Annotated in this window: 22 protein-coding genes; 21 read left to right on the forward strand and 1 reads right to left on the reverse strand. The window is 29.4% G+C overall.

Annotated elements, in window-relative coordinates; translation table 11 throughout:
• Positions 1 to 5 precede the first annotated feature (5 nt).
• Entirely contained in the window at positions 6 to 563 is a 558-nt protein-coding gene (locus G6O70_RS00090; protein WP_057868696.1) for a hypothetical protein, read from the forward strand.
• Positions 564 to 3,572: 3,009 nt separating this feature from the next.
• Here G6O70_RS00090 and G6O70_RS00095 read toward each other — a convergent pair.
• Positions 3,573 to 4,642 (reverse strand): IS3-like element IS1163 family transposase gene (locus G6O70_RS00095; RefSeq protein ID WP_219934255.1). Its coding sequence is split into 2 segments (ribosomal slippage): positions 3,573 to 4,414 and positions 4,414 to 4,642, totalling 1,071 coding nucleotides; the frame shifts between segments, so codons are not numbered across the junction.
• Positions 4,643 to 5,278: 636 nt separating this feature from the next.
• On the opposite strand from G6O70_RS00095, the gene G6O70_RS00100 reads away from it, so the two are divergent.
• The 20 genes from G6O70_RS00100 to G6O70_RS00195 all read left to right on the forward strand — a co-directional run bounded on the left by G6O70_RS00100 (position 5,279) and on the right by G6O70_RS00195 (position 14,584).
• A complete protein-coding gene (locus G6O70_RS00100) occupies positions 5,279 to 5,572 on the forward strand; it encodes a hypothetical protein (protein WP_057868837.1) in 294 nt (97 codons plus the stop codon).
• Between the two features lie 66 nt (positions 5,573 to 5,638).
• The gene (locus tag G6O70_RS00105) at positions 5,639 to 6,007 is read left to right on the forward strand and encodes a hypothetical protein (RefSeq protein WP_057868836.1); all 369 of its coding nucleotides are present in this window, start codon (positions 5,639 to 5,641) and stop codon (positions 6,005 to 6,007) included.
• Positions 6,008 to 6,061: 54 nt separating this feature from the next.
• Positions 6,062 to 6,217 (forward strand): hypothetical protein, encoded by a 156-nt coding sequence (locus G6O70_RS00110; RefSeq protein ID WP_157047938.1) that lies wholly within the window; start codon positions 6,062 to 6,064, stop codon positions 6,215 to 6,217.
• 61 nt (positions 6,218 to 6,278) lie between these two features.
• Positions 6,279 to 6,974 carry a hypothetical protein gene (locus tag G6O70_RS00115; RefSeq protein ID WP_057868835.1) on the forward strand — a complete coding sequence of 232 codons (696 nt, stop codon included), beginning with the start codon at positions 6,279 to 6,281 and terminating at the stop codon, positions 6,972 to 6,974.
• Positions 6,975 to 7,024: 50 nt separating this feature from the next.
• Positions 7,025 to 7,315, forward strand: coding sequence for a hypothetical protein (locus G6O70_RS00120; protein ID WP_057868834.1), 291 nt, complete (start codon positions 7,025 to 7,027; stop codon positions 7,313 to 7,315).
• A 116-nt stretch (positions 7,316 to 7,431) separates the two neighbouring features.
• Entirely contained in the window at positions 7,432 to 7,662 is a 231-nt protein-coding gene (locus tag G6O70_RS00125) for a hypothetical protein (protein ID WP_057868833.1), read from the forward strand.
• A gap of 52 nt (positions 7,663 to 7,714) precedes the next feature.
• Positions 7,715 to 8,269, forward strand: a complete 555-nt coding sequence (locus G6O70_RS00130) for a hypothetical protein (RefSeq protein ID WP_057868832.1) — start codon at positions 7,715 to 7,717, stop codon at positions 8,267 to 8,269.
• A 118-nt stretch (positions 8,270 to 8,387) separates the two neighbouring features.
• Positions 8,388 to 8,546, forward strand: coding sequence for a hypothetical protein (locus G6O70_RS00135; RefSeq protein ID WP_157047937.1), 159 nt, complete (start codon positions 8,388 to 8,390; stop codon positions 8,544 to 8,546).
• Positions 8,547 to 8,564: 18 nt separating this feature from the next.
• Positions 8,565 to 8,861 (forward strand): hypothetical protein, encoded by a 297-nt coding sequence (locus G6O70_RS00140; RefSeq protein WP_057868831.1) that lies wholly within the window; start codon positions 8,565 to 8,567, stop codon positions 8,859 to 8,861.
• A gap of 49 nt (positions 8,862 to 8,910) precedes the next feature.
• Positions 8,911 to 9,297: a hypothetical protein gene (locus G6O70_RS00145; protein WP_057868830.1), complete on the forward strand. Its 387-nt coding sequence runs from the start codon at positions 8,911 to 8,913 to the stop codon at positions 9,295 to 9,297.
• A 124-nt stretch (positions 9,298 to 9,421) separates the two neighbouring features.
• On the forward strand, positions 9,422 to 9,595 hold the full coding sequence (locus G6O70_RS00150; RefSeq protein WP_157047936.1) for a hypothetical protein: 174 nt from the start codon (positions 9,422 to 9,424) through the stop codon (positions 9,593 to 9,595).
• Between the two features lie 351 nt (positions 9,596 to 9,946).
• Entirely contained in the window at positions 9,947 to 10,492 is a 546-nt protein-coding gene (locus tag G6O70_RS00155; protein WP_057868829.1) for a hypothetical protein, read from the forward strand.
• Between the two features lie 11 nt (positions 10,493 to 10,503).
• Complete coding sequence (locus G6O70_RS00160) at positions 10,504 to 10,824, forward strand: hypothetical protein (RefSeq protein WP_057868828.1); 321 nt, start codon at positions 10,504 to 10,506, stop codon at positions 10,822 to 10,824.
• Positions 10,825 to 10,861: 37 nt separating this feature from the next.
• Positions 10,862 to 11,239, forward strand: a complete 378-nt coding sequence (locus G6O70_RS00165; protein WP_057868827.1) for a hypothetical protein — start codon at positions 10,862 to 10,864, stop codon at positions 11,237 to 11,239.
• A 152-nt stretch (positions 11,240 to 11,391) separates the two neighbouring features.
• Positions 11,392 to 11,559 (forward strand): hypothetical protein, encoded by a 168-nt coding sequence (locus G6O70_RS00170; protein WP_157047935.1) that lies wholly within the window; start codon positions 11,392 to 11,394, stop codon positions 11,557 to 11,559.
• A 65-nt stretch (positions 11,560 to 11,624) separates the two neighbouring features.
• Complete coding sequence (locus tag G6O70_RS00175) at positions 11,625 to 12,101, forward strand: hypothetical protein (protein WP_057868826.1); 477 nt, start codon at positions 11,625 to 11,627, stop codon at positions 12,099 to 12,101.
• A gap of 169 nt (positions 12,102 to 12,270) precedes the next feature.
• Positions 12,271 to 12,834, forward strand: a complete 564-nt coding sequence (locus tag G6O70_RS00180; protein ID WP_057868825.1) for a hypothetical protein — start codon at positions 12,271 to 12,273, stop codon at positions 12,832 to 12,834.
• A gap of 12 nt (positions 12,835 to 12,846) precedes the next feature.
• Positions 12,847 to 13,512, forward strand: a complete 666-nt coding sequence (locus tag G6O70_RS00185; protein ID WP_057868824.1) for an N-6 DNA methylase — start codon at positions 12,847 to 12,849, stop codon at positions 13,510 to 13,512.
• Positions 13,513 to 13,701: 189 nt separating this feature from the next.
• Complete coding sequence (locus tag G6O70_RS00190) at positions 13,702 to 14,154, forward strand: hypothetical protein (RefSeq protein ID WP_057868823.1); 453 nt, start codon at positions 13,702 to 13,704, stop codon at positions 14,152 to 14,154.
• A gap of 100 nt (positions 14,155 to 14,254) precedes the next feature.
• Complete coding sequence (locus G6O70_RS00195; RefSeq protein WP_057868822.1) at positions 14,255 to 14,584, forward strand: hypothetical protein; 330 nt, start codon at positions 14,255 to 14,257, stop codon at positions 14,582 to 14,584.
• The last annotated feature ends 238 nt before the right edge of the window (positions 14,585 to 14,822 follow it).

The following is a 14,822-nucleotide window of genomic DNA, read 5'->3' on the forward strand; positions in this document are numbered from 1 at the left end:
AGGCTATGAATGAATTAACAGACAGTAATAGAAGAAAACGTAGTCGAAATAGCAAATCAAAAGATTTCCAGGGTTCACCACTTGAAGGAATGTTTAACGACCAAACTACTTCTAATGAAAATAATATAGATAATAAAAAAGAAAATGAAGAAACAAAAGTAGAACAAAATCAAAATGTTACTAGTAATGAAGACACTGTTATAATTCAACCTAGTGTCGAAAAAAATACCCCCTCCCCTACTGTTACAGGATCAGACATTTTTAGTAGCCTTCCTAAGAAAAAAGAAGCAAAGGAAATAGTTACTAAAAATATGAACGGGAAATATATATTACAACATAATGAGGTTTTTCATAGGGTAAAGAAAATCTCAAAAACAGTTACTCTTAGAGAAGATATTGCGAAGATCATTGATGATATCAGTATGAAAAAAGATGGCTCAGGACAATATTCAAGGGGAATAAAATCAGCTGTAGTTAATAATGCTGTTTTGAAAGAATTATTTCAAATGGGATTAATTGGGAAAGAAGATATGGAACAAGAAATAGAACCTTATGAATTTTAGTTAAATAGACTAGTCAGGAAACTGATTAGTCTATTTTTATTTTATATTAGAAATACAAACATAAACATAAGTATAATAGTAATTGTAATGTAAATTAAAATAGTATTATTATATGAATTAGTATTTTAATTACTGTTATGATTACTATGTATATATATAAATAGATTATATAATAGTATTCTATTGCTAATACTATTAATTAAACTATTGTGATAACTCAATAGTTACTCGCTGCAGAAATTTCATCTGTGGCTTTTTTGTGTCGGACTTTATAAATTCTATTTTTAAATGAATACAAATATATATGTTTATATTAGTTTTTGTTTACAAGTAAAAGTATATGTTTGATTCTATGTTTAATTAAACGTCTAAGTACAAGTCTATATATACATATACTCAAACATATAAATTAATATTTAATACAATGTAAGTTTCTATATTTAAGTATATTAGTAAGTCTACATACTAATTAACTTATAGATATAATAGGTATTAAACATCTAAACACAAATACATTAGAAAGTATATATTAGAATATAAATTAAATTCATAATATATTTTTATTAGTATTACTATTAGTATGTATATGTACTTATTTATTTACTTTAACGAATACTATACTGTTTAATAAACTGCGTATTATACTATTAGTTAAACTATTGAGTTTGATAAACGCTGATATAAGGGCATTTCCAATAGAAAGAAGTGTAGACTATTCTTTTTTGAATTTATAAATTAGCTATTTTTATTGAAAAAATAAAATGTAAGCGAACAAAAATAACAGAAATATTGAATTTTAAAAAGTCTACAAGGCAATTTTTAAAGAAAAGTGTCAATTCGGAGTGTTAGAAACAGTATTCTTGAAGTTAAAAAGTCTGCAAAAGAGTGTTCAGAAAGCTCTAAAAACACTAAAAAATTATAGTGAATTAATCTTAAAGTTTTTAAAATCCTAGTAAAATATTTTTAAAATAAAACAGGAGAAAATTGTTGTATATTTTATTTACTTTTTAGTGGGATTTTACTTGATTGAAAACGTGAGTTTTATTTTCATTTACCAGTTATATAAATTAATTTAATTTATTATTAAAGTTTGGTTGCCAGTTTAAATTCAATTGGAAAACTGAATAGCTTGTTTCGTGATCATAAATTTTAATTGAGAGATCATTTAGGTGAATAAGTGGTTGAGTAGTGGATCAAAATTAGATTAGAAAACGCGTGAGCGAATGTGATATGAGCAAAATTATGTAAAAACTAGGAAAATACGTAGGGAGTAATAGTGAATAAATACTGATACAAAGGGAAAGTAGACAAATACGAGAGTAAAAATATAGCACGAAAAGTAGATAGGTAAGTAGGTAGCAAAGTAGGGACTAAGAAAAATGTAGGAAAAATGGGATAATTAGAGTAACTTGATTAGCTGGAGTAGTAGGGTGGGGAGAGTGTAGGGGAAATGTAGAGAAATTTTTATGGTGTGTAGGTGTAGCTACTGATTTGAAAAATCACAAAAAATTTAGTTTGTTTTGAGAAAAACAGCCCCCACCGCACTGTAAAGAATAATACTACTTAACAGTGTATAGCATTATTTAAAAATGTTTTATCTTTTTTAAAATAGCCCCCGTTTGATATTTTTTTAAGGTGTCAATTTTTTCCAATCAGCCAGCAGCCACTTTTATTTATTTTGTCTAAAAAAATTTAATTGTTTTGTGTGAGTATCTGATAACACTAAAATATTTTATTAATCATTAAATCATATCATTACAATATCATTACAATATCAAAATGATATCACATTCAACTATTTAAAATGTTTTACATATCATAGCAATATCAGAAAAAATTCCTCTCACTATTTCGCCACCATTTCAATTACAAAAAATAGTTTAATTTATTTCTCAATTTTTCATTACTGTTTCACTTTCTATTTTTTCCGTTCACCAATTCAATTACTCGCACACTTAACTAATTAATCACCAATCACTAACCAACCAACTAACTAATCTTAATTCAATCACTCATACTCATATACATGTATACTATTAATTTGCTTTTACTTTCTCTTTTTGTCTTTTTTCTTTTTCTATTATTCAATTTATTTTTAATTTAATTTAATTTAATTTAATTCAATCATTCATTCAATACACTTGACTATACCATATTGCACTACTAAGCACGATCACTCACTAACTATCATTGTTATACTAACGTTCATACTATACATATATACTACTACACCATATATACCAATACGCTACACTATACCATATCATACTATATATACATATATTACTAGCATACTACTATCATAACATTATATTACACCCAACAAGCCTTACAGCCATAAGGCTTTAAACTATATTTCGTTACTATATTTTAATCGTGTTTCTACTATATATTATCAATTTAAAAATATATTAAATTAAGTGTTGACACAACATATTCAATGGTGTAGTATTGTGATTGTTGATTGATAGATAGCTTTTATCTTTCTAACAATCAATTCAAAAAGAATTAAAAAAAGTGTTGACTTTTTAAAAGCTATGTTTTAATATAGGTATCATAGAGTTAGGTATTAGGTATGTATCAAGAACGCCTTAAAGTGCGTCAGATAGCTATATAATATCAAACTTAAAAAGATATTAAAATAAGTGTTGACAACTTAAATATTAAGTGTTAAACTTGAAACATGAATTAAGCAAGCAAGCCTTTAAATGCAAAACTTAATTCAAAAAGAATTAAAAAAAGTGTTGACAACTTAAAATGAAAGTTGTAACATAGTTCTTGTAAGTTAGCAACAAGGTATCAAGGCGAGACAACGCCGTATCAATCAGGTGTGAAAGATAGGCTACAATGTATATCGACTTTCTAGTATTCTATACGACAGTTAGTCAATCAAACACACTTTGACCTTTGACAACTTAATAACCTCGGTAGACTAGCAACCTACTGAAACACTTGAATAGTTAGCGAATTGTTAGATTGCTCCTATGTCAATAAATGGCACATCTTTTTCTAAACACTCGTTCTAATTCTGTCGGAATTAAACCAACTGATGTAATTTGAGGTTCGGATTACCAAGTCCTCAAAATTGGAAAAAGTTGTTTGAAAGGCAAACTCTCTCTTCAACAATGAGTGAAAAGCTTCAATTGGCCCATTATCATAAGGATAACCTTGTTTTGAGTATGAGTGGCTAATCTGATGCCGTTCAAGTAAAGTTTCAACTTCGTTGCTGGTGTACTGTGAACCCATGTCAGAGTGAAAATATTGTGGCTTTTGATGACATTCAAGCGCCTGATTAATCGTTTCTACAACTAACGGCGCCTCCATCTGACGACCAATCTTGAAAGCAAGAACTTGATGAACCTTTGGTTCGTAAATAGAACTGAGATAAACCCAGGTTCCTGGACGTAATTCCAAATAAGTAATGTCAGCACGCCATATCCTTGCATTGGGCTGGTGCTTGATTAAATTGGGGCGTTGTGAATGATCCACATGAGTGCCAGGTTTTTTAAATCGCCGATTCATTAAAGAGTGAATCTCCATTTCCCTCATTAATCGTAAAATTCGTTTTGACCCAACACGGATGCCTGACTTGCGAAGCACCATCGTTATTCGTGGATAACCATAGGCACGATAATTATTTTCCCAAATCAATTTAATTTTTTCTTTGAGCTGATTATCAACACGTTCGTGTTGACTAGGTTGATATCTTTTCCAATGGTAATAGGTGCTACGCGGTAATTTCAGTGCCGAAAGAATAATTGATAAGCGGTGTCGCAATAACTGATCTTCTATGAAGACAAGGCAATTAATTCGTCCTAATGCTTTCCCAGTAACACCGCCGCAGCTTTTAAAATTTCAAGTTCCTCCTTTAATCGCTGATTTTCCTTTTGAAGTTGTTTGAATTCTTTGGACGTTACTTCAGTACCGTCTTCTAGCTCAACTGATTTAGCGCCTTTAACCCAGTTATGAATTGCGGCTGGAGAAACACCGTATTCCTCGGAAAGCGAGCGAATAGATCTTTTCTCTTCACGATGCATCTTCACAATGCTGGCTTTAAAATCATCTTGATATCGTTTCATTGGAATGCTCCTATCTTGTTTTATTAATTATGGCATAACTGTTCAGAAATTTATGTACCAAATACTAGGATAGGAGCAGATTGAGAACGCGGATAACTAGCAAACAAGTATATTCTAATCACTTGAATACAATCAGGCACTTGATTAGACAGTATGGAGATAAATTAAGCATACAATATACAACGGGAGTGAAAAAATCTGCATTAAGTTCAATAGTTTAAAATAAAATATAAACATGCAATGACTACTTGAAAAAGTAAGAGCGTATCTAATTGACGACCTAACCAGCACCAAGTATAAAAACACACAATTTTTTAGCAATGTTCAAGTGGGTTATTGAAACTTAATAGCCTACTTTATAGATTGTTAAAATTCTCTCTATTTTAACATAGTAATAAACATAATGAAAGAAGTGTTAAGTATGAAACATTGTATCGGAACAATCGTACTATCAAACAATCATTCTTTAAATATCGAACGTATTAATAACGATATTGACGACACACTTACATTTAATATAAATGGTGGTCGTTCATACACACGTGATATAATTGACGGTAGTTATTTTATGTTCAAAAAATCTAAGTATTTTTTATCTAATGCAATCAGGGTCAATATATAAAAAGGAGTGTAATCATGATTAGAAATATACAAGTTAAATTAGTTAATGAATTTGATCAATCTTCAGATAATAATCAACAATACTTATCTGAAAAAGTTGATAATTTTGCGGATTCATATACAAATACCGAGGAACAAGCTATCGAGTTTCTTGATAATTTTAAGGGCAGCGAATTAAATGAAATATTAATTCTACTTATTAATCGCTATAATGATAACAATCTAATAAGCGATTGGATTGTTGACAAAATTGAATTGACTAATGAAATAGTAGGGTATTTAGTTCGTGATTACTATCAATTGAATTAATTCAATATTCAGGTATATAACTAAACATATCAATAGAAACTCAAAAATATAAAGGTGGTTTTAATTATGAAAAAGTCAAGTATAGCAATTGCATCAATAACATTGGGTTTATTGGGTTGTCAACAACTAGTTATTTATAAGCAATCAAGTCAGATTCAATCAACTAGTCAACAAGTTGCAACTATGAAACAGAAAAACTATGATTTTGCAATTGGTAAACGTGCATTAAAATTAGAGAATGGACAAATTATCAAGACTAACAAGTTTTCTATTCAATACGTGGAGAATACAGACAAAAAATGGTCTGCTGTAATCTATCCTACCGATAAGAATACACGTATTTTAGGTCAACAAGGTGTGGGGGCAAAAGGACTTGAATTAGATAATGTATCATACACGGATACTGGATTGACAACAATAGTAGACAACAAATAAACATATCAACAAAAAAGAATTTTTACTCAAAAAAATAAAAAGGTGGTTTTAATTATGGAAAAATCAGTATTATATGAAAAAGCGGAAGCAATGGCAGAATTAATGGGTAAAGAGGAATTATTGAACTCTTTAATGATGGCTATGGATAATAGGGAATTACAAGAAAATCTTGAATTTATTGATCGGTGTCACGATACTAATGTATTTTAAGTAAACATATCAACAGAAAAAAGAATTTTTACTCAAAAAAAATAAAAAGGTGGAGTTTATTATGGCAAAATACATAAATAAAAAGGGTCAAGTATTATCAATTGAAGCAGATGAATGCGCAGAAAATCCAATGCGTGAATGGGGTATGTTTGGTACTTATTATACTTTTGAGAGCAGAAGTTTTTCGCCACAAGAACACAAGTATAGTGATTCAATGGAGTTCTTGGGTAGCATAATTGGTGATGAATTAGTTGAAAAAATTCACGATAAATACAGTAATACAAGTGACTTTTTAAGTGACGTATTAAAACGTATTAATAAGTTAGGATACATTATGTTCCCAATTAGTAAATTTGAGCATAGTAATGTAGTCTATTCAATCGGTGTATCGAATGGCTGGGATTGTGGTACGGTTGGCTTAGCATTCGTAACAAAAGAAAAATTGTACAAAGAGTTTGGCAAAAAAAGAATCTCTTCTCAAGTGATTGAAAGAGTAAAAAATATTTTTGAAAGTGAGTTAAATACCTATACACAATGGTGTAATGGGGAAGTTTATGGTTTTACAGTTTCAGATAGTAAAGGCGAAGTAGTTGATAGCTGCTGGGGTTTTTATGGCTTGTGTCAAGACACAGATTTGGATGAAGCAGTAAAATCGGGCTTACTAGAAACAGTTGCAGAATCAACTAATTGTGGTGAACCGAGTGACTGGGAAGAGGCAAAAGTTGATCGTGTAATTTATAAAGCAAAAACAGCATAAATTGGCAAGAAAAGAATTTTTGCACAAAAAATAAAAAGGCAGGAATAACTATGATTAAATTTAACGGGGCAGATACACAAAAAATACAAAAATGGACTATAAAAGGAAACACGGTATACGATGTACTTTTGCAATTGCAAGAAAAAGATGTAATTAGTTATGAAGACTTAGAATTAAGAGTTTCAGATGAAATAAAAAACTTTGATGAATTAGAGCCAGATGAACAAGTTGACAAAATTTATGAATATATATCTAAATTATCTGATGACGATTTGAAGTTTTTAATATCAAGGTGTAATGGTGCTGCATTTTATCAGAAATGGACTGATATTGAAGAATAAATTATTAATGTTGGCAAAAAAAGAATTTTTACTAGACTTAAGCGTGGTATGGTTACAATTTGTAAGTTCGATTCTTACACACGCTATTATATAAAATAATAAAAGGTGGGAATATCATGATCAAAGTAATTAAAGAATTAGAACTGAGTGATTTTAAAGCGTGGAGCGGTGGGGCTTGTGTCCTAGAGAATAGTATTGATAATGGTACCTATGATGAACTTAGCGACTATATTCAAGACTATATTAATTCAAAAATGGAAGATAACATTGATGGAACAGAACTAAACGATATTCTTTGGTTTGACGATCAAGTACAAAAGATTGTCTATGGTAACATGAACGATTAGTAAGTTGCGTAAAAAAGATTTTTACTCAAATAATAAAAGGGTGGTAATTAGTATGTTCGATATTCTAAAAACAACCGCAATAAGAAGTTGGGGTCATGGATTAAATTTTGTATTTGCAGGAAAATTTAGTAGTAAAAATGGATTAGAAAAATTACTAAATATGTATGGACTTGATATTGACTATAGTGAAAATTTACTTGATGAAAATATTAGGTACGTAGACAATGATGGAGAAGATATTCAATCAATTCAAGTTGAGAACAACAATGAATTATGGTTAGTATATAATAACGACTCAGTCTTATCAGACTATATTGACGGTGGTTTATATGTAGACAACAAAAAGAATTTTTTGTTGGTTTTTGTTGATGGAATGTACACTTATACTAATCGTTTTGCTATTGATCTAGTTAGTGGAACAGTTGGTACAGTTGAATTTGATGAGAACGGCAATGTTAAATATGAATGGAAATATACATTACGCCATAATGATATTGAGATGCTACAAAGTACCATTGAAGATATTGGCAGCGATGAATTAGATTGCGAGAAAATAAATATTAATCGTATTGGATTAGAAAAATTAGGTTATCCAGTATCCATATAATAAACATATCAAAATAATTGTTAGTACAACTGGTGTAGCGTAAAAAGAATTTTTGCTAGTGGGTTCGATTCTCACTTGTGCTTTTTATACATAAAATAATTTTTGGGAGGAATTAATTATGACAAGAGAAGAAATTATTGAGGCAGTAGAAAATGAAGGCGTTTCAATCAGGGATACGGACGATGAAAAAACAGTACCTGATATGGTAGAAACAAATGTAGATATGCTAGGTATGAGTTATAAAGAATCTATACAACAAGTATTATACGGAGAATAAAAATTAGGAGGAATTATTATGATTGATTATAAAAAAGAGATTGATAACGGACAAGAATTGGCAAATAAATTAATGGACTTAGGTTGTGAACCTAAGTATGTTGAGGGGAGTTTGCAGGATAACTATTTTTTCGAGGATATGCAAAAAATTAGGTTTACTAACGGTATTAAGCCACGCAAGTATGTAATGATTCTTGAAAATCATCTTAATACTTGGTCGAGTAATCATGTATTATTTCTTACTGATAATGAAAAAACTTATACAAAATTGTTAAAAGAATATCAAGGTAACTATGAAAAGCTAGTTAATGCTTAATGTACGCGGTAGAAAGAAATTTACTCATAAAAATGGAGGTTTAAGTATTATGAAAAAAAATTATTTTACACGTAACGAAGCACTTAATGAGATAAAAAAAGTTTTAGAGAATGGATATACTGGGGCGTATGCTGATTTGGAAGATGTCGTTTTTTGTAATGAAAATTACATTTCATATAAAGTAGATGCTGAAAACCCTATATTAGAATATGGTGTATTTGATGCAATGGAAAGAATTAAGCAGTATGAATTAGAAAATTATGGAGTAATTGACACAGATTTCTCTGATCCAGTTCGGGTCGCAAACTCGTTGTGGCATATCATTGGATATAACGTTATACAAGACTTAGAAACATTAAGTGAATTTTGGAATGATGATGCGACTATTGATAAGAACAGGGAAGTAATCGCTGAAATTGAAGGATTACTAGATTAGAAATAAACATATTGATAAGAAAGAATTCTTAGTGTTGTAGTCAAGTGACTGGATAAGTTATCTAACAAGAGGCAGTATCTTGTTGCAATGTAGTAATGAAAAATAAATTTTAGAGGTGATTGTTATGTATTCAGTAATTGATACATATGTAGGTGTTAAAGAAGTTTTATCAAAGTATAGAGTAATTGAATTAGCAAAGGATATATATCCATTCTATCCAATTGATAATTTAAGAAGCGCAACAAAATTGTTACGTGAGCAAGGATATGAGATTTCAAGAGCAGATTTGCTCTTTTAGTAAATGTATAAAATATTTTTGGTGGAATAAGTGTGTAAGCAATTGGCAACACCAACCAACACGCCAACCTAATAATCATTGGTGGAGGTGGTGCCAATGAAATTTTGTGGAGTATTGATATGTTAAATAATATATCGTTGATAATTACAATCACATTAGGTGTGATAAAAATTATTGACTATATTAAAAAACATTTTTACAAGAAAAAACACTAGATAAATTTATCTAGTGTCCACTGAATTTTGTCATTGCTTATGCAATGGGTAGCGTATTAGGCGTACGTTACCTTATACACTTATTCTACCAAAAAAATAAAGTAAACACAAAAGAAATTTTTAGGAGGAATTAATTATGAGTTATGAGACAATTAAGAGTTTTTCAGCAAGTGAAAAGAATTTAACGATAAAGGGGAGTTATTCATCTAGTAATGTTACTGATATGTATAATCGTAGGATAACTGAAAAATTTGAAAAGAAATATGAGGATATAGAAGATTTTAAAAATTCATTGTTTACATGGGTAGATAGTTATTTTGAGGGTACAGCACAATTTTCTAATTCATCAGTTTTTGTAAAACGTGTTCGTATGTTATTACATGAGGATCTAATTGCAAGCCATCCAGACAAACAATTTCCAGATATTATTTGGCGAACGGTAAACAGAACAGACTTAGCATATCAAATAATGATAGGTAAGGAAAAAATTTATTTACCCACCTATTCTATTATGGGTGATGGCTATGCAATTAGGAAAAATAGAAGCAGAATACAAGTAATAGACCTTGAGGATAAAAAACCAACAATCTTTTATGATATTGCAGAAGCAAAAAGAATTTTTGAATTAACTCAAAATAGTTTTGGCTGGCAGCGTTTTGGTTTTAGGGTTGTTGAAAATTAGGAGGATTAATTATGAAAATATTTGAAAATTTTAAGGAATTAGAAGAAAGTGACAAAATTTTGGCACAAGAATTACTAAAAGAAGTTGGGGAAGGAGAATGGCAACAAGATCAATTATATGTTCATGATAATCTTTTTGAATTTACTAAACACGAGCTAACGGATGGTTGGTATATGGATAACAATTTGGATAAAGATTACAATGGGGCGCCTGATTTAATGAATTATATTGATACAGAGTCATTGGGTAGAGATTTAAGTGAGAGGTGGGATATCAGTAGTCACTTTTTGTCTGAAGATGATTCAGTTGTTGAAACTAGTTGTGGTTGGTAGAAAAGAATTTTAATCAAAAATAAATGGAGATATATATATGTTAGTTGAAAAAACAATTCATGGTGTAAACGGAAGTTATGCTGAATTTGATAACGTTAGTTGTTGGTATGTGCAAAAAGAAAGAATGTCTAATAGTAATAATGAACAAGCGATGTATAAAGTTGATCTCAATAGACATAATCTGAAAGACCTGTCTGACGACACTCCAGTGTATTCAGGTGTAAACGATTATGAAAACTTTACAGGAACACCCGAATACGAAGATAAAAAATCACTAATGAAAAAGGTAAAAGAATTTTTAGTGAGAAATAATATTGATGTCAACGAACATAATATATATCTCTTTGCTGAATTGGTATTAATGGTATGCGATATACGGGATATTGAGGAATTTATAAATAATAAATTGAAATAAAAAAGATTTTTTAGGAGGAATTAATTATGAAAATAACTAAAAAAGCGAACATGAAGAACGGTACATTAGTTTGAATTGAAGATTGGAGTGAAGACTATTCTTTTCATAAAAAGAATGATACTCTTGCAGCCTATCCGATTTCAAAAGAAACTATGAATGATTCATTTGGAGCAAAAAAGGGTGAAACATTCAGACTACAATTGGATTTTAAGAATGAACATGAAGCTGAATTAGCATTTAAAGAATTAATAAGTGGGAATAAAGCTCTTACTGATTATAAGAAATGTAATGTAAATAACGCATATAATAATTGTTTTTAAATAAACGAATAAAAGAAATTTTGATCTACAATTTATAGCTATACATAAAAAACAGGGGGTTTATTATGACAAGTGAGGAATTATTAAAAAAATTAGGGGTAGAAATTGAGTCAGTCCCAACGAAAGAAGACTTCTTAAAAGAAATTATAAATATGTATGAGAGTTATGATAACTACTATGATTTAGTTAAAAAGTATGCACATGAAAATAACTTATCTATTGATGAGTATGTTGTACGTAATGATATGTTTGAGAAGATATATGCCTTACAAGATCTAGTTGAAGATAAACGGGAAAAGGAATTAATTGGCGATATGGCATGGGATCTTGTAGGTGATAATCAACTTATTAATTATGGACTTGGAACAGTAGCAGATATTTTAGATCATAAAAAAGAATTTTTGCAAGCCAATAAAGAGATGGTAGAGATAGCAACTAAAGATAATCAACATGATAATGCCGATTGTTTTGGTGATTATAGCACAGAGTATTTAACAGATAATTGGTCGAGAATGTATGATATTTTAAAAGAGGAAAAGTAAAGAGGAAAAGAAATTCTGGGGAATAAACATGTACATGATTGAAATAGAAATTAATCAAGATGGAGAAATTCAAGTCCATAGGGTTTCTAGGTATGAAAATGATGATACGATTCTAATTAAAAATGCTACAGAAAATTGTGATTAATAAAATTATTCGGAGGAAATAAACATGTTGAAAGAAAAAAGTATAGAAGCGCTGGAAAAGAAATTATTTAATTATAAGGGTAGTAAAGTACCTGGTCGAAAATACAAATTTGTTAAAGAAAATAATTTGTATTTTGGTAACAGTATAATAATGGTCAAAATTGAAAATTATGCTCCTGTAATTGGAAATGAACAAAATGATAAATTAAATAATAAAGTAATGGAACTAAATAAAGAAATTTTAGATAAGAAAAGAAATTTTATATCAATTGATGCTGAATTATTCATATCGTTAGCTAGAATCAAAAAGAATGGGTATATCAGATTCGTCAGCAAGAAAAACAAAAACATAGAGGTGATTATAGAGGGTGGTATAAAAGTAGAGTTACCATTTTCATATGAATTTGACTTTGATTTTGTTTTAAACTCAAAATCTATGATTGATATATTGACCTTTATGAAAGCTAATGTGAATGGGACATCTGTCGATATTGGTTTCAACAAAAATGGATTAGAACCATTGGTTTGGTACATTAATTATCCAGATCATAAAACTTATATTATCCAGTCACCTATTAGATTGTCGTAAGGAGAAAATACTATGTTAAAGAAAAAAGAAATTCTACAGCTATTGGATGCTGGAGATGCTTGGCAAGCGAGCGATAACTTAATGAAAATTCTTATGGAGAAGAAAAAACGAGAAGAATTATTCAAAGAATTCTTGAATTTTGAAACCGATCTGTCATATGACTGGTTCAGCAAAATGTATTCAGAAGAGATGGCCGAGAGAACAAAGAAAAAACAATATTTTACTCCACCATCTATTTCTAATTTGATTTCCGAGATGCTTAATAATGGGAATGATGCAAAAAATAATTATGATCCTTGTGCAGGAACTGGATCTTTGACTATTGCTAATTGGGATAAGCAACGAAAAAACACTAATCCAATAATTTATCTTCCTTCAAATTATTGGTATGTGGCCGAAGAACTAAAGATTGAGAATCAACCAAGTAGAGCATTGCCATTTCTATTGTTTAATTTTTTAATCCGTGGTATGAATGGTGTAGTTATTTCAGGAGACACTCTTACTAGAGAGATTAGTCAAATCTATTTTATACAAAATAAATCTGATGATTTTTTAAAATTTAGCAGTCTTAATGTAATGCCACGAAATAAAATTGTTGAAACAGAATTTGATGTTAGGAAATGGATAGATAAACCAATTGTTTATATTGAGGATGAGGTTGCTATTAATCTTGAGTAGGAATTATCTTAGTTAATAAAATGATAGTTTTATAAATTAAAGCGTCATCCGAATACCCACAAATACAGTATCTTGAGAGTAGAGGAAAAAAGAATTTTTCATAAAGTGTTAAAATTATGGTATTTGTACTGTAAAATATAGTAATGAAGATCTAATTTAGTTCTGTTAAATTATTAAAGGAGATATAATATGAAAAAAATAATTGATCTCACTAAGATAGAATCATTATTAAATAGTGCAATATCAGCAACCGAGATTGAAAAAGAAACTAATATAGAACAAGATATTATTTTAAACTACAGAAACAATACTTCTGAATTAGAAAACATGACCATTGCGAATGCGTTTAAACTACAAAACTTTTATGATAAACACAACGTTGAGCCAACCATTAGCTGTGATTCAACTGAGCTGATAGAAGAACTAAAGATCGACATTGAAGGTTTTGGCGACTTTGAGTGTTGGGCGTGGTTCAAGAAAATTGAAGGAGCTAAGATATATACTAACTATGATTTCAAGGAAGCTGAATCTCCGCTTACTAAATACGAGATTAATCAAGCAAAAGAAAATGGTGAACAGTTCGAAATATTGAAGGCCAAACATCTATTAGAATTATTAGAGAGGCAAAATAAAATTTTATAAAGAAAATTGCATAATCTGGGTAGATATAGATAAGTATTACTATTACTGGTTCGAGTCCAGTATATGTATTATATATATTAATAATTAGGAGGAATACATAATGAAAAATAGAATAGAAAAGATATTTAGTGATATGAAAAACCATAAGTCATCAGCTATTTACTACAATGTTAGAGAAGACAACTTCTTTTTACATATTGATCCAGAATTATCACATATGGAAGATATGTATAGGAGTGGCAATGTAAAATATGTAGCTATGAATAATATAAATAAATTCGATTGTACTACAAAAAAAGAATTATTGATCCGTATGATTATACTAGAAAAGAAATTAAGTAAAGACAATACAGAATTTATCAGACAAGAAATAGAAGAATTAATTCTGGGAATGTATGTCGTAAAAAATAAAAAGTTAATTACAATATGAAATGAACATATTGATAGAAAAGGAAGAGAAACGGAATGAATATTACAAAGAACTATATAACATGTAAGATCTGTAAAAAGGAAATAAATGTAACCAATGGAGCTTCAAATTTCAATCGACATCTATCCACACATTATAATCCAATTGGGAAAAATTGTACTCAATGGTATAAGAAATATTTTAAGAGAGGACTAGGAGTGTGTGTATGTGTATTATGTGGTGAAGAATTTTATCATGA

This window comes from Liquorilactobacillus hordei DSM 19519, assembly GCF_019443985.1.
Lineage (GTDB): Bacteria > Bacillota > Bacilli > Lactobacillales > Lactobacillaceae > Liquorilactobacillus > Liquorilactobacillus hordei.

Coding starts and splice junctions, on each gene's coding strand:
- G6O70_RS00105 (WP_057868836.1), top strand. CDS start 5,639: ATGAAAAAGTCAAGTATAGCAATTGCATCAATAACATTGGGTTTATTG.
- G6O70_RS00160 (WP_057868828.1), top strand. CDS start 10,504: ATGAAAATATTTGAAAATTTTAAGGAATTAGAAGAAAGTGACAAAATT.
- G6O70_RS00145 (WP_057868830.1), top strand. CDS start 8,911: ATGAAAAAAAATTATTTTACACGTAACGAAGCACTTAATGAGATAAAA.
- G6O70_RS00165 (WP_057868827.1), top strand. CDS start 10,862: ATGTTAGTTGAAAAAACAATTCATGGTGTAAACGGAAGTTATGCTGAA.
- G6O70_RS00155 (WP_057868829.1), top strand. CDS start 9,947: ATGAGTTATGAGACAATTAAGAGTTTTTCAGCAAGTGAAAAGAATTTA.
- G6O70_RS00150 (WP_157047936.1), top strand. CDS start 9,422: ATGTATTCAGTAATTGATACATATGTAGGTGTTAAAGAAGTTTTATCA.
- G6O70_RS00135 (WP_157047937.1), top strand. CDS start 8,388: ATGACAAGAGAAGAAATTATTGAGGCAGTAGAAAATGAAGGCGTTTCA.
- G6O70_RS00185 (WP_057868824.1), top strand. CDS start 12,847: ATGTTAAAGAAAAAAGAAATTCTACAGCTATTGGATGCTGGAGATGCT.
- G6O70_RS00140 (WP_057868831.1), top strand. CDS start 8,565: ATGATTGATTATAAAAAAGAGATTGATAACGGACAAGAATTGGCAAAT.
- G6O70_RS00115 (WP_057868835.1), top strand. CDS start 6,279: ATGGCAAAATACATAAATAAAAAGGGTCAAGTATTATCAATTGAAGCA.
- G6O70_RS00190 (WP_057868823.1), top strand. CDS start 13,702: ATGAAAAAAATAATTGATCTCACTAAGATAGAATCATTATTAAATAGT.
- G6O70_RS00195 (WP_057868822.1), top strand. CDS start 14,255: ATGAAAAATAGAATAGAAAAGATATTTAGTGATATGAAAAACCATAAG.
- G6O70_RS00090 (WP_057868696.1), top strand. CDS start 6: ATGAATGAATTAACAGACAGTAATAGAAGAAAACGTAGTCGAAATAGC.
- G6O70_RS00170 (WP_157047935.1), top strand. CDS start 11,392: ATGAATGATTCATTTGGAGCAAAAAAGGGTGAAACATTCAGACTACAA.
- G6O70_RS00125 (WP_057868833.1), top strand. CDS start 7,432: ATGATCAAAGTAATTAAAGAATTAGAACTGAGTGATTTTAAAGCGTGG.
- G6O70_RS00100 (WP_057868837.1), top strand. CDS start 5,279: ATGATTAGAAATATACAAGTTAAATTAGTTAATGAATTTGATCAATCT.
- G6O70_RS00175 (WP_057868826.1), top strand. CDS start 11,625: ATGACAAGTGAGGAATTATTAAAAAAATTAGGGGTAGAAATTGAGTCA.
- G6O70_RS00110 (WP_157047938.1), top strand. CDS start 6,062: ATGGAAAAATCAGTATTATATGAAAAAGCGGAAGCAATGGCAGAATTA.
- G6O70_RS00180 (WP_057868825.1), top strand. CDS start 12,271: ATGTTGAAAGAAAAAAGTATAGAAGCGCTGGAAAAGAAATTATTTAAT.
- G6O70_RS00120 (WP_057868834.1), top strand. CDS start 7,025: ATGATTAAATTTAACGGGGCAGATACACAAAAAATACAAAAATGGACT.
- G6O70_RS00130 (WP_057868832.1), top strand. CDS start 7,715: ATGTTCGATATTCTAAAAACAACCGCAATAAGAAGTTGGGGTCATGGA.